Origin of the sequence: Pseudomonas sp. S31, from assembly GCF_016648105.1 — a bacterium.
In the GTDB taxonomy this organism is placed as follows: Bacteria; Pseudomonadota; Gammaproteobacteria; order Pseudomonadales; family Pseudomonadaceae; genus Aquipseudomonas.
Genome location: NZ_JACVVE010000024.1, coordinates 93,041 through 106,551 on the forward strand (window position 1 = coordinate 93,041; position 13,511 = coordinate 106,551).

Consider the following 13,511-nt stretch of genomic DNA (forward strand, 5'->3'; position numbering starts at 1 on the left):
GCTCATCCACGCTGGGTTTCGATCCAGGAGCTTCACGTCCCCCCCACAAAGAAAACAACAGCAGGGACCAGGATGACAATGACAAGCGCCAGTGGCGCCGGCAATCAGCTGGCGCAAGGCTTCAAGCAACGCCATGTGACCATGCTTTCCATCGCCGGGGTCATCGGCGCCGGCCTCTTCGTAGGCTCCGGGCATGCCATCGCCGCAGCCGGCCCCGCCGCCATCGTGGCCTATGCCCTGGCCGGTACGCTGGTGGTACTGGTGATGCGCATGCTCGGGGAGATGGCGGTGGCCAGCCCCGATACCGGCTCGTTCTCCACCTACGCCGACCGCGCCATCGGGCGCTGGGCCGGCTTCACCATCGGCTGGCTGTACTGGTGGTTCTGGGTGTTGGTGATACCCATCGAAGCCATCGCTGCAGGTGTGGTACTCAACAACTGGTTCCCGCAGGTCGATGCCTGGTTCTTCGCCTTGAGCATGACCGTGCTGCTGACCGCCACCAACCTGTTCAGCGTGGCCAAGTACGGCGAGTTCGAGTTCTGGTTCGCCATGCTCAAGGTCATCGCCATCGTCGCCTTCATCGGCCTCGGTGCCATCGCCCTGGCGGGTGGTTTGCCCGGCCGCGAGGTCAGTGGCCTGCAGCGCCTGCTGGTGGAGCATGGCGGGTTCATGCCCAACGGCTGGACGGCGATCATCGGCGCTCTGCTCACCACCATGTTCAGCTACCTGGGCACCGAAGCGGTGACCATCGCCGCGTCCGAATCGAAGGACCCGGCGCGCAACATCGCCAAGGCCACCCGCTCGGTGATCTGGCGGATCAGCGTGTTCTACCTGCTGTCGATCTTCGTGATCATCTCGGTGGTGCCGTGGAACGACCCGCTGCTGCCGGTGCAGGGTTCCTACCAGCGCGCGCTGGAAATCATGAACATCCCCTACGCCAAGCTGCTGGTTGACATGGTGGTGCTGGTGGCGGTTGCCAGTTGCCTGAACTCCTCCATTTACATCTCTTCGCGGATGCTCTACTCGCTGAGCAAGCGTGGTGATGCGCCGGGCTTCATCCAGCGCACCTCGAAGGTCGGCGTGCCTCGCGCGGCAGTGATCGGCAGCACACTGATCGGCATGTTGGCGACCATCGTCAACTACTTCGCTCCGGCCGAGGTATTCGCTTTCCTGCTGGCAAGTTCCGGCTCGATCGCCCTGCTGGTGTACCTGGCCATCGCCTTCTCGCAACTGCGCATGCGCGCCATCCTGCAGAAGCAGAATGTCGAGATCGCCTTCCGCATGTGGCTGTACCCGTGGCTGACCTACGCGGTGATCGGCTTCATCGTGTTCGCCCTGGGCACCATGTTCGTGATGCCGCAACATCGGATGGAAGTGTCGCTGACCTTGGCGCTGGCGTTGGTCATCCTGTTGCTCGGGGTGATCACCAGCAAGCGCCATGCGCGCCGGGAGGCGTTGGCGGCGGTTTGAGCTCCGGAGATGCCTTGAACGAAGCCACCTGCCTGCAGGTGGCTTTTTTTTATTTGTACCGGCCTCTTCGCGGGTAAACCCGCTCCTACAGGGATTCCACGCTCCTTGTAGGAGCGGGTTTACCCGCGAATGGGTCCATGCCGACCAGGCCGGTGTCTCGTTTGGATAATTACCTGTCCGGTTTGGCAATGCAGCCGAGAGGGTGTTTAATCACACCCGATAAATCCCTGAACCCCTCTAGAATTAAGGCTCCCAGGGATTTGAACCGTTCATCGAAATCGCTGTAGACAGACTGTCTAACAGTGCCATATAGTCGTTATACAAATAGTAGACACAGTCTATGACAACAAAGAAGGCCGCCATGAAAGCCACCGCTCAACCGATCAGCGCACCCGTCGCCGAAGCGCCGCCAGACCGCAAGGCGGTCCTCGCCGAAGCGCTGCGCCGCCGGATCCTCAGCATGGAGCTGGCGCCAGGCGCAGTGGTCGACGAGTTGGCACTGTGCGACGAATTCGGCCTGTCGCGTCCTCCCGTTCGCGAACTGCTGCGCCAGATTGCCGCCGAAGGCTACATCGAGCTGGAAGCCAACCGCGCCCCGCGTGTCGCCGCGATGAACCACGAGTCGCTGCACAGCTTCTTCGTTGCCGCCCCCCTCATCTATGTAGCCACCACCCAGCTGGCCGCGACCAACGCCACTGCCATCGAAATCGAAGCGCTCAAGGCCATCCAGGCGATGTTCCGCCAGGCCATCGAGGAGCGCGACGTGGAAAACCGCGTGCTCTACAACGACGCCTTCCATCTCGAGATCGGCAAGATGGCGCACAACGAATACCTCATGCCCAGCCTGCGTCGCCTGCTGATCGACCATACCCGCCTGGGCAAGATCTTCTATCGCCACCCGACCACCGACGACATGCAGCGCGACCTCGAAGTCGCCTGCGAACAGCACGAACAGATGATCCAGGCCATCGAGCGGCGCGACCCGCACAGCGCCGGGCAACTGGTGCGCGAGCACTTCGAGTTGTCGCGCCGACGCATGGCCGAATACGCAGCCCCGCAAGGCTTGGATGTACCGATTCAGATATGACGTACCAGGTCGTCGCCGCAGGCGCGATCGCTCGATAACAACACGATTCAGGTTAGTGACATGACAAAAATAAGTTCGTTACCTGCCGATGATGCCACTTGTGGTTGGTATCACCTCAGCGCGCCACGCACGCCACGCCCGGCCCATAGCGGCCACAGCAAGGCCCGTTGGGTCGTGGTGGGCGCCGGTTTCACCGGGCTGGCGGCGGCACGCCAACTGGCTACGAACTTCCCTGACGATGAGATCGTGCTGATCGAGGCGCAGGAGGTCGGCTTCGGCACTTCCGGGCGCAACGCCGGCTTCGCCATCGACCTACCCCACGACATCGGTGCCGAGGACTATATCGGCGACATCGATATCGCCAAGACCGTGCTCAAGCTCAACCTGGGTGGCCAGTCGTTTCTCAAGGAGCTGATCGACCGCCATGGCATCGAGTGCCAGTTCCGCCACTGCGGCAAGTACCAGGCGGCCGTCGAGGATCGCGGCATCGCCGTGCTCGATGCCTACCGCCGCGGTCTGGACAAGCTCGACCAGCCTTATGAGGTGATCGAAGGGCGCGACCTGCCCGAGCACATCGGCACGCACTTCTACCGCAAGGGCCTGTTCACCCCAGGTACCGCACTGCTGCAGCCATCGGCGCTGGTCAAGGGCCTGGCCGACAGCCTGCCGGCCAACGTCTCGCTGTATGAGCACACGCCGATCACCGAAGTGGACTACGGCGACAAGGTGGTGCTGCGCCACGCCAACGGTTCGATCACTGCCGATAACCTGGTATTGACCACCAATGCCTTTGGCATGAGCTTCGGCTTCCTCAAGGGCCGCATGCTGCCGGTGTTCACCTACGGCAGCATTACCCGCCCGCTGACCGAGGACGAGCAGGCACGCCTGGGCGGCAAGCCGTTCTGGGGCGTGATTCCGGCGGACCCGTTCGGCACCACCATGCGCCGTACCGTCGACAACCGCCTGCTGATCCGCAACAGCTTCAGCTACAACCCGGACGGGCGCGCCAACCGCAAATACCTCGAGCGCTTCGTCGAACGCCATCGCGATTCCTTCGCCCGGCGCTTCCCGATGTTGCCGGGCGTGGACTTCGAATATACCTGGGGCGGCGCCCTGGCCTTATCGCGCAACCATATGGGCTTCTTCGGCAAGTTGGCACCCAATGTCTATGGCGCGTTGTGCTGCAATGGACTTGGCGTGACCCGCGGCACGGTCACCGGCAAGTTGCTGGCCGACTGGCTGGCCGGTGACAAGAACGAACTTATCGAGTTTCTGCTCAATGCCCCAGGGCCTTGTGCGAATCCACCGCAGCCCCTGGTTTCCTTGGGCTTGAACGCCAACCTGATGTGGGGACAATTCCGCGCCGGCAAGGAAAGCTGATTTCAGGAAGTTCTGGATACAGGTAACACAGACGCTGGGTTGATACCTGGCACGGGCGCGGCTTGCCCGAAATCATGATCGAAACAGGCTGTTCGATCAAACGGGGCTAAACGCAAGTTTAGGATTCGCGAACTCGCTCGCCCTGAATAAACGCAATAGAGATGTAGCAGGTACAACAATGACAAACCCGAATATTTCCGTTGAAGATGTACCGATCAATCGCTTTCACCAATTGCTGACGCTGCGCTCTGGTGGCGGTTCGTTCGTCGATGGCTACGTGCTGAGCATCATCGGCGTGGCGATGGTGCAGATGTCCGCCGGCCTTGACCTGACCAGTTTCTGGCAGGGCATGATTGCCGCTTCGGCACTGATCGGCATCTTCTTCGGCGGCTTCTTCGGGGGGTGGCTGACCGACCGTTTTGGTCGCAAGCGTGTGTTCTTCGTCGGCCCGGTCCTGTTCATGCTGGCATCGCTGGCCCAGCTCTGGGTCGAGTCGGCCCTGGCTTTGTTCCTGCTGCGCTTTGCCATCGGCATTGCGGTGGGCATCGAATACCCGGTGGCCACTTCGTTGCTGGTGGAATTCCTGCCCAAGAAGAACCGTGGCCCACGGCTGGCGACCCTGACCGTACTCTGGTTCGCCGGTGCCGCCACTGCCTACATGGTCGGCGAAGCGATCCTGCGTCATGGTGGCGACGACGCCTGGCGCCTGGTACTGGCCAGCGCCGCGGTGATCGGCGCGATCCTCTTCGCCATCCGCCTCGGCACCCCTGAGTCGCCGCGCTGGCTGATCAGCAAGGGCCGCTCGGCCGAGGCCGAACAGGTGATCAAGCGCGTCTATGGCAACGACTTCTCGCTGCGCAACCTGCCTGAGGAGCCCAAGACTCGCAAGCTGTCGTTCATGAGCCTGCTGCACTCGGGCTATGGCAAGCGCATGCTGTTCGTCACCATGTTCTGGACCTGCTCGGTGATCCCAGTGTTCGCGGTCTATGCCTTTGCCCCGAAGGTGTTGGCGGCACTGCACCTCAAGGGTGACTGGGCCTCCATCGGTTCGGTCGCCATCACTTGCCTGTTCGTGGTCGGCTGCATCATCGGTACCCGCCTGCTGAACAGCATCGGTCGCCGCACCACGCTGCTGCACAGCTTCTTCTGGTCGGGGCTGGCGCTGCTGGGCCTGGGCGCCTTCAGCGACGGCAACGAGATGCTCATCCTGGTGCTGTTCGGTGCCTATGCTTTGTTCATCGGCGGCGCGCAGGTGTTGCAACTGGTCTACCCCAACGAACTGTTCCCGACCGAGATCCGTGCCGGCGCCGTGGGCGTGGGCACGTCGATGTCGCGTATCGGTGCTGCGGTCGGTACCTGGCTGGTGCCCATCGCCCTGGATAGCTACGGCATCGGCGCGACCATGTATGCCGCTGCCGCCGTGACCTTCGTCGGCCTGGCGTTCTCGGTGGCGCTGGCCCCGGAAACCCGCTCGCTGAACCTGCAAGAAGCGGCTGCGCTGAACTGAACCCATGACAACCCGCCGCAGTGTCGATCCGCTGTGGCCTTTACAACACTGAACCACGCACTGGAGAACCTACCGTGAAATTCGAAGGCATCTACACCCCGGCAATCACTCCGCTGGCTGCGGACGGCTCGATCGACAAGGCGGCTTTTGCCGAGGTCCTCGAGTACCTGGTCGAATCCAAGATCCACGGCGTCATCATCGGTGGCTCCACCGGTGAGTACTATGCTCACACCACCCAGGAGCGCATCGACCTGGCCGCCCAGGCCAAGGATGTGCTCAACGGTCGTCTGCCACTGATCGTCGGCACCGGTGGCATCCGCACCGAAGACGCCGTGGCCTTCGCCCAGCACGCCAAGGAAATCAAGGCCGATGCGCTGCTGGTCGGCACCCCGCCGTACGCGCTGCCGACCCAGCAGGAAATCGCCCTGCACGTCAAAGCCGTCGATGCTGCCGCCGGCCTGCCGATCATGCTCTACAACTACCCAGGCCGCATGAGCGTGAGCATGGGCGAAGAGTTCTTCGACGCCGTGGCCGACGTGAAGAACATCGTCGCCATCAAGGAAAGCTCCGGTGACATGGCCCAGCTGCACCGCCTGGCCATTCAGCGCCCGAACATCCAGCTGTCGTGCGGCTGGGACGACCAGGCCCTGGAATTCTTCGCCTGGGGCGCCAAGAGCTGGGTGTGCGCCGGCTCCAACTTCATCCCACGCGAGCACGTCGCCCTCTACGAGGCCTGCGTGATCGAGAAGGACTTCGACAAAGGTCGCAAGATCATGGCCGCCATGATGCCGCTGATGGACTTCCTCGAAGGTGGCAAGTTCGTCCAGGCGATCAAGAACGGCGTTGCCCTGAACGGCCTGAAAACCGGCGGCGTGCGCAAGCCACTGTACGACCTGGACGACGCCGAAAAGGCAGAACTCAAGCGTGTGGTCACCGAACTGAAGGCGACCATCGCCCAGATCAAATAAGGAGGCTGGAAAAATGGCTGAATTGCTGAGCAAGGAACAATACGCGGCCATCGCCGCCGACCTGCAATTGCGCACCCAGGCATTCATCGACGGTGAATTCCGCGATGCCATCTCGGGCCGCACCTTCGTCACCACCAACCCGGCCACTGGCAAGCAGCTGGCTGAAGTCGCCGCCTGTGACGTGGACGACGTGAACGTCGCAGTGGCCGCTGCCAAGCGCGTGTTCGAAGAGGGCACCTGGTCGAAGATGCAGCCGAACGACCGCAAGCACGTGCTGCAGAAGTTCGCCCAGCTGCTCGAAGACAACGCCCATGAGCTGGCGGTGCTGGAAGCCCTGGACAGCGGCAAGCCGGTCAGCGAGTGCCAGACCGTCGACGTACCGGAAACCATCCACACCATCCGCTGGCACGCCGAGCTGATCGACAAGATCTACGACGCTACCGCCCCGACCGGCAACGCCGCCGTGACCATGGTGGTGCGCGAAGCCATTGGCGTGGTCGGCCTGGTACTGCCGTGGAACTTCCCGCTGCTGATGCTGGCCTGGAAGATCGCCCCGTCGCTGGCCGCCGGTTGCTCGATCGTGGTCAAGCCGGCCAAGGAAACCACCCTCAGCGCCTTGCGCGTGGCCGAGCTGGCCCATGAGGCGGGCATCCCTGCTGGCGTGTTCAATCTGGTGCCTGGCGGCGGTCGCGAAGTGGGCGAAGCCATTGGCCGCCACATGGACATCCCGATGGTCAGCTTCACCGGTTCCACCGACACCGGTCGCCTGTTCCTGAAATACGCTGCTGAGTCCAACCTCAAGCGCATCGTTCTGGAGCTGGGTGGCAAGAACCCGGCCGTGGTCATGAACGACTGCGAAGATCTCGACGAAGTGGCCCAGTTCGTCACCGCCGGTGCGTTCTGGAACATGGGTGAGAACTGCTCGGCGTCGTCGCGCCTGATCGTCCACAAGGACGTCAAGGACGAGCTGCTCGGCCTGATCGCCAAGCACCTGAAGGACTGGAAGCTGGGCGACCCACTCGACCCGGACAACCGCCTGGGCGCGATGGTCAGCAAGTCGCACTTCGAGAAGGTCAAGTCGTACCTGGAATACGCTGCCGAGCAGAAGCTCAGTGTCGTGCAGGGCGGCGAAACCGAGGACGGCGTGTTCGTGCAGCCGACCATCGTCGACAACGTCGGGCGCGACAACAAGCTGTTCGTCGAGGAAATCTTTGGCCCGGTGCTGAGCGTGACCAGCTTCGAGACCATCGACGAAGCCATCGAGCTGGCCAACGACACTGTCTACGGCCTGGCCGCTTCGGCCTACACCGGCAGCCTGCGCAATGCGCTGCGTTTGTCGCGGGAAATCCGCGCGGGCGTGGTGACGGTCAACTGCTTCGGCGAAGGTGATGTGACCACGCCGTTCGGTGGTTACAAGGAGTCCGGGTTTGGTGGGCGTGACAAGTCCATCTGGGCCCATGATCAGTACACGGAGCTGAAGACCATCTGGATCAACGCTTCGTAATACCGAGCAGTATCGGTGCTGTTCTGACGGAGTTCGGCACCTGGCCGCTTCTGTGTTGTCAGTGCTGGCCTCTTCGCGGGTAAACCCGCTCCTACAGGGTATGCACAGCCTGTAGGAGCGGGTTTACCCGCGAAAGGGCCGGACCTGCTATCGCAGTGGCGGCCTTTTTATTACTTGAACTTGGGCCCGGAGCGGGTATTCAACCCCTTGGCCAACCGGTCATACAGCACCACGTTCACCGTCGCCGCCAGGTTCATGCAGCCTTCGGTGGGGATGTAGATCGTCTCTTCGCACCACCCCCGCACTTCCTCGCTCAACGAACCGTCCTCCGGCCCGAAGATATAGATGGCACGGTCGGGATGGGTGTATTCGGGCAGCGGCCGTGCGCCATCGACCAGTTCCACCGCCACCGGGGTGCAGCCCAGGGGGATGATGCGCTGCAGGTCGTCGATGCCGATCAGCGGGATGTCGTAGTGCACGCGCTTGGTGTCGGTGACGAAATCACGTGCCCGCTCATAGCGCTTGCCGGTGTAGAACACCGAGTTGACGCCGTAGCAACCCGCCGCGCGCATCACCGAACCGACGTTCTCCGCAGACTTGGGGTTGAACAGGCCGATGCAGCTGTACCGTTTGTTTGCCACGTGCCGGGGCCCTTCACGAAAAAACCGCGATTATACGGGCTGCCCGGCATTAGCGGGGGTAATGGCGACGTTCAGTCTTTTTTCAGCAGGCCAGCCAGCCCGGCGAATGGATTGTGGGTGGCCTTGGCGATGCTCGGGGTGCTGGTGGAGCCTTCGCTGAAATACTGCTGGTCGGTGTAGCGCGAGTGCTCGTTGTCGTGGCAGTACAGGCACAGCAACTCCCAGTTGGAGCCATCCTGGGGGTTGTTGTCGTGGTTGTGGTCACGGTGGTGCACGGTCAGTTCGCTCAGGCGCTTGCCGGAGAACTCGCGGGCGCAGCGGCCGCAGACGTGCGGGTACATTTTCAGCGCCTTGTCGCGGTAGCCCATTTCCTTGTCGCGCTTGGCGTCGGCGAGGATGCGGTCGAGGCGGGCGGTGGCGGCGGAAGTGGAGGCCGAGCTCATGGTGTTTCCTTCGTTGTAATCAGGCAATGACGGTTATGGCTTGAGTCTAGCGCGCTTGCCGGGCAGGCGGACAGGCGAAAACGCGAATATCGGCGTAGCCTGTAGGAACGTTACCGACAGGAGGTTGCTGATGTTTCGTGCGATCCTCGCCGCGCTGCTCGTGGCCGGCATGCCCCTGGCCCAGGCCGCAGGCACGCCGTCACGTCTCAATACACCGGTGCCCGGGGCGCCTGGCACGCCGACGCCGACGCCGTATCCGCAGATCACCCCGAGCACGCCGCCCAAGGCATTCGACAACCAGCCGGGTGCGCCGCTGTTGCCACCGATGCCGGTGCCTGGGCCGCCCCGGGACCAGCCGCTGCCGGGCCTGCAGCAAGACCCGCCGAAAGCGCCGGAGGGGTTGGATAGGGGCGCATAGCCTAACGTCGGTCAATTAAACCGATTGGGGCGCGAAGCGGCCCCAATCGGTTTAACTGACGGTTAGCTGACCCAACACGAAGGCGTATTCCAGCGCCACATCGCGCAGCCCCTGATACCGCCCGCTCATGCCGCCATGCCCGGCCCCCATCTCGGTCTTGAGCAGCAACAGGTTGTCGTCGGTCTTGCGTGTGCGCAGGCGCGCCACCCACTTGGCGGCTTCCCAGTACTGCACGCGGCTGTCGTTGTACCCGGCTACCACCAGCATGGCCGGGTAGGCCTGGGCCTGGACGTTTTCGTAAGGCGCATAGGCCTTGATCCGCGCATAGACCTCCGGCTCTTGCGGGTTGCCCCACTCGTCGTACTCGGTGACGGTCAGTGGCAATTCCGGGTCGAGCATGGTGTTGAGCACGTCGACGAACGGCACTTCGGCGATGGCGCAGCGGAACAGTTGCGGGCGCAGGTTGAGCACCGCGCCGATCAGCAGGCCACCGGCACTGCCGCCGCTGATGGCCAGGCGTTCGGCAGTGGTCACGCCCTGGCCGATCAGGTGCTCGGCGCAGGCGATGAAATCGCCGAAGCTGTTGTGCTTGTGTTCCTGCTTGCCGGCGCGGTACCAGGCCTCGCCCAGCTCGCCACCGCCGCGCACGTGGGCGATGGCAAAGCCCACGCCACGCTGCAGCAGGCTCAGGCGCGCGTGCGAGAACCACGGGTCGAGGCTCTCGCCATAGGCGCCATAGCCATACAGGTAGAGCGGCACGGCCTGGCCGACGTCCTGGCGCCGGCGCACCAGGCTGATTGGCACCTGGGTGCCGTCCGCTGCGGTGGCCCACAGGCGTTCGCTGACATAGTCGTCGGCATCGAACGGGCCGAGCACCGGGGTCTGCTTGAGCACGGCCTGTTCACCCGTGGCCAGCGTCAGCTGGCGTACCTGGGCCGGGCGGTTGAGCGCTTCGTAGCGCAAGCGGATGCGCGCGCTGGCGAATTCCAGGCTGTCCTGTACGTACAAGCTGTAGGCCGCGTCCGGGAGATCGACCCGGTAGGCCGGCAGGCCCTCAGGGCGCACCTCGATGATCGGCAGGCCGCCTTCGCGCAGGCTCAGGGTCAGGGCGGTGGCATTCAGGCTCAGGCCTTCGAGCATCACGTCGTCGCGGTGGGCGACCAGTACCTGCCACTGCTCGCGAGTAGGTGGCTGCTCGGCCGGCGCCTGGAACAAGGCGAAGTTGATGCCGTCCTGGTTACTGCGGATGAACCAGCGCCACTGGCCGTCGAGCTGGCCGTGGTCGGGGAAGTATTCGTGGCCTTCGACCCGCGCCGCCAGGCAGACGAACGGAGCCTGCGGGGTTTCGGCGTCTAGCACCCAGGCTTCGCTGGTGGTCTTGCTGTTGAGCAGCAGCACCAACTGGCGCTCGGAACTGGCCCGGTAGCAATGCAGGAAGAAGCGCCCGTCAGGTTCTTCGAACACGTCGTGCGCATCGGCTTCGCCCAGGGTATGGCGACGCAGCCGCCAGGGCCGGTGGGTGTCGTCGAGTTCGGCGAAGAACAGCGTCTGGCTGTCGTTGGCCCAAGTCAGGCTGCCATCGCAGTCGTCGAAGGGCAGGGTGGTCACGCTGCCGCTGTCCAGGTCCTTGACGTACAGGGTGTAGACCTCGTCGCCGCTGGTATCGAGGCTGTAGGCCAGCAGCGTGTGATCGGGGCTGACGTTGAAGGCGCCGAGGGCGAGGAAGCCGCCATTGGCCAGGACGTTGGGGTCGAGCAGCAGCTGTTCCTGGCTTTCATCGACCGTGTTCGAGTCGTCGGCCGGGCGCGGGCAGCGGTAGTGGCGGGGGTATTCATCGCCGGCCGTGGTGCGGGTGTAGTACAGGTATGGGCCCCAGGGCGAGGGCAGCGACAGGTCGGTTTCCCTGATGCGGCCCTTGATCTCTTCGAACAGCTGCTCGCGCAGGGGCGCCTGGTCGGCCAGGCAAGCCTCCTGGTAGGCGTTTTCTGCCTGCAGGTAGTCGAGTACCTCGGGGGTATCGCGCTGTTGCAGCCAGGCATAGGGATCGGCGGCCTGGTCCTGGCGGGCGATGGGCGGCTGGGGCTTGATGGACATGAAGGATCTCTTGGCTGGGGCGGCAAACGCTGCCGGGCGCGTGCAAAAGTGTTTATCATAGGCCTCTCTTTGCCTGGCTTGCACGAACACCATGACCGAGAACGACTATACCCTTGTCTGGGGCCTGTATGTCCTTGCCGCCCTGGGCTGCCTGTGGGTGGGCTTCAAGCTCACTGGCTGGATGTGGCGCTGGCTGCGTGAACCGCTGCGGGTGATCCTGGCGGTGTTGCTGCTGACCCCGACCATCGTCGACCCGGTCAAGGAAGCCTTTGCCCCGGCCATCGCCATCACCGCGCTGGATGTCGCCTTCAAGGTCGGCAACAATGCCTGGCGCGCGGTTTCCGACTTCGCCATGTACGGCCTGATCGCCTTCGCTTTGTACATCGTCTTCGTGCTGATCCGCTGGCCGCTGGAAAAACGCGCCCGCGAGCGCCGCGAGCAGGCCGAGGCGGCTGCCCAGCGTGAAGCCCGCGAAGATGAAGCCCTGGCGGACACCTCGCTGGTTGCCGAGCGCCGAGACCGATACCGCGACGCCCCGCCGCCTGCTGCCCCGGCCGGTGGCCGGGTCGAGCCGCGACTGTAACCGGAGGCAGCCCCATGTGCGAACTGCTGGGCATGAGCGCCAACGTCCCCACCGACATCGTCTTCAGCTTCACCGGCCTCATGCAGCGCGGCGGACGCACCGGCCCGCACCGTGACGGCTGGGGCATCGGCTTCTACGAAGGCCGTGGCCTTCGGCTGTTCCAGGACCCGGCAGCGAGCAGCGAGTCGGAGGTGGCCAAGCTGGTGCAGCGCTACCCGATCAAGAGCGAGGTGGTCATTGGCCATATCCGTCAGGCCAACGTCGGTCGGGTATGCCTGTCCAACACCCACCCGTTCGTACGCGAGATGTGGGGCCGCAACTGGTGCTTCGCGCACAACGGCCAGTTGGCCGACTTCAACACCGAGCCGACGTTCTATCGGCCGGTGGGCGATACCGACAGCGAGGCGGCGTTCTGCGACCTGCTCAACCGCATCCGTGCCGCGTTCCCCGAGCCGGTCGAGGTGGAACAGCTGTTGCCGGTGTTGGTCGAAGCCTGTGCGCACTATCGCGGCAAGGGCGTGTTCAATTGCCTGCTCAGCGATGGCGACTGGTTGTTCTGCTTCTGCACCACCAAGCTGGTACACATTACCCGGCGCGCGCCATTTGGTGCCGCCCGCTTGAAGGATGTCGACCTGATCGTCGATTTTCACACGCAAACCACTCCCAACGACGTGGTCACGGTGATCGCCACCGAGCCGCTCACCGAGAACGAGATCTGGCACCGCTACGAACCGGGCCAGTGGGCCCTGTGGCGGCACGGGGAGTGCGTTGCCCACGGCCAGAGCTAAGGACGCCGAATGTTCAGAAGTTACCTGCGGTTGCTGCTGTTCACCTTCGGCCTGCTGGCCGGTATCCAGGTTCCGGGGCTGATCACCGACTACAGCCAGCGGGTCGAGGCGCATCTGTTCGAGTCGCGCCAGGCGCTCGACGGTTTCAAGCAGACCGCCGAGCGCTTCTTCAATGGCGACCTGCAGGCACTGTTACGGCATTACCGCGCAAGCGACGACCCGGTGTTCAACAGCGATGCCAACAGCATCGAGAGCCTGCAGGTGCGCAACCAGCTGTTCGAGAACGAATGGCAGGCGTTGCAAGGTTCGTGGCTGAGCCGCACCTGGCATGTGCTGGTCCAGGCGGACCCGCAGCTGCGCGAGGAAACCTTGAATGGATATGGGTACCAGATCGTGCTGGTGCCAGAGGCGATCGGCTGGGGGATCGGTGCCGGGTTCGTGCTGGCGTTCGTGGTCGAGAGCGTGTTGTTGGGGATCGGCTGGGTGCTGCTGGGTGGGCGGCGGCGGGCGGTGAAAGAGAGCTGGCGTTGAATTGAGCTCGCCTGTGGCGGGGGGGGGGGGGGGGGGGGGGGGGGCGCGCGGCCCCCCCCCCCCCCCCCCCCCCCCCCCCCGGTCTTTGGCCCACCAC

Annotated in this window: 13 protein-coding genes; 10 read left to right on the top strand and 3 right to left on the bottom strand. The window is 63.8% G+C overall.

The window, feature by feature from the left end; all coding sequences use genetic code 11:
- Positions 1–72 precede the first annotated feature (72 nt).
- The 6 genes from gabP to IAE37_RS18105 all read left to right on the top strand — a co-directional run bounded on the left by gabP (position 73) and on the right by IAE37_RS18105 (position 7,916).
- Complete coding sequence (gene gabP / locus IAE37_RS18080) at positions 73–1,470, top strand: GABA permease (protein WP_201175720.1); 1,398 nt, start codon at positions 73–75, stop codon at positions 1,468–1,470.
- 361 nt (positions 1,471–1,831) lie between these two features.
- The gene (locus IAE37_RS18085) at positions 1,832–2,557 is read left to right on the top strand and encodes a GntR family transcriptional regulator (RefSeq protein ID WP_201175722.1); all 726 of its coding nucleotides are present in this window, start codon (positions 1,832–1,834) and stop codon (positions 2,555–2,557) included.
- Between the two features lie 60 nt (positions 2,558–2,617).
- Positions 2,618–3,937, top strand: coding sequence for an NAD(P)/FAD-dependent oxidoreductase (locus IAE37_RS18090; RefSeq protein WP_201175724.1), 1,320 nt, complete (start codon positions 2,618–2,620; stop codon positions 3,935–3,937).
- A 178-nt stretch (positions 3,938–4,115) separates the two neighbouring features.
- A complete protein-coding gene (locus IAE37_RS18095) occupies positions 4,116–5,444 on the top strand; it encodes an MFS transporter (RefSeq protein ID WP_201175726.1) in 1,329 nt (442 codons plus the stop codon).
- 74 nt (positions 5,445–5,518) lie between these two features.
- The gene (locus IAE37_RS18100; protein ID WP_201175728.1) at positions 5,519–6,412 is read left to right on the top strand and encodes a dihydrodipicolinate synthase family protein; all 894 of its coding nucleotides are present in this window, start codon (positions 5,519–5,521) and stop codon (positions 6,410–6,412) included.
- Positions 6,413–6,425: 13 nt separating this feature from the next.
- Complete coding sequence (locus IAE37_RS18105) at positions 6,426–7,916, top strand: aldehyde dehydrogenase (protein WP_201175731.1); 1,491 nt, start codon at positions 6,426–6,428, stop codon at positions 7,914–7,916.
- A gap of 170 nt (positions 7,917–8,086) precedes the next feature.
- Here IAE37_RS18105 and IAE37_RS18110 read toward each other — a convergent pair whose 3' ends face one another.
- Both IAE37_RS18110 and IAE37_RS18115 read right to left on the bottom strand, forming a co-directional pair.
- Entirely contained in the window at positions 8,087–8,557 is a 471-nt protein-coding gene (locus IAE37_RS18110; RefSeq protein ID WP_060510325.1) for an RNA methyltransferase, read from the bottom strand.
- 71 nt (positions 8,558–8,628) lie between these two features.
- Positions 8,629–9,000, bottom strand: coding sequence for a YajD family HNH nuclease (locus IAE37_RS18115; RefSeq protein WP_136916077.1), 372 nt, complete (start codon positions 8,998–9,000; stop codon positions 8,629–8,631).
- 130 nt (positions 9,001–9,130) lie between these two features.
- Here IAE37_RS18115 and IAE37_RS18120 point away from each other — a divergent pair, with 130 nt between their 5' ends.
- Positions 9,131–9,418: a hypothetical protein gene (locus tag IAE37_RS18120; RefSeq protein ID WP_201175733.1), complete on the top strand. Its 288-nt coding sequence runs from the start codon at positions 9,131–9,133 to the stop codon at positions 9,416–9,418.
- Positions 9,419–9,469: 51 nt separating this feature from the next.
- On the opposite strand, the gene IAE37_RS18125 is transcribed toward IAE37_RS18120, so the two are convergent.
- On the bottom strand, positions 9,470–11,512 hold the full coding sequence (locus IAE37_RS18125) for a S9 family peptidase (RefSeq protein ID WP_201175734.1): 2,043 nt from the start codon (positions 11,510–11,512) through the stop codon (positions 9,470–9,472).
- Between the two features lie 91 nt (positions 11,513–11,603).
- Between IAE37_RS18125 and IAE37_RS18130 the strand changes: the two genes are divergently transcribed.
- From IAE37_RS18130 to IAE37_RS18140, 3 genes are read left to right on the top strand one after another with little or no spacing between them, the layout of a single operon-like run.
- A complete protein-coding gene (locus tag IAE37_RS18130; RefSeq protein ID WP_201175735.1) occupies positions 11,604–12,095 on the top strand; it encodes an MFS transporter in 492 nt (163 codons plus the stop codon).
- Positions 12,096–12,109: 14 nt separating this feature from the next.
- Entirely contained in the window at positions 12,110–12,883 is a 774-nt protein-coding gene (locus IAE37_RS18135) for a class II glutamine amidotransferase (protein ID WP_201175736.1), read from the top strand.
- Between the two features lie 9 nt (positions 12,884–12,892).
- Positions 12,893–13,414, top strand: a complete 522-nt coding sequence (locus tag IAE37_RS18140; protein ID WP_201175737.1) for a DUF2937 family protein — start codon at positions 12,893–12,895, stop codon at positions 13,412–13,414.
- Positions 13,415–13,511: the final 97 nt, after the last annotated feature.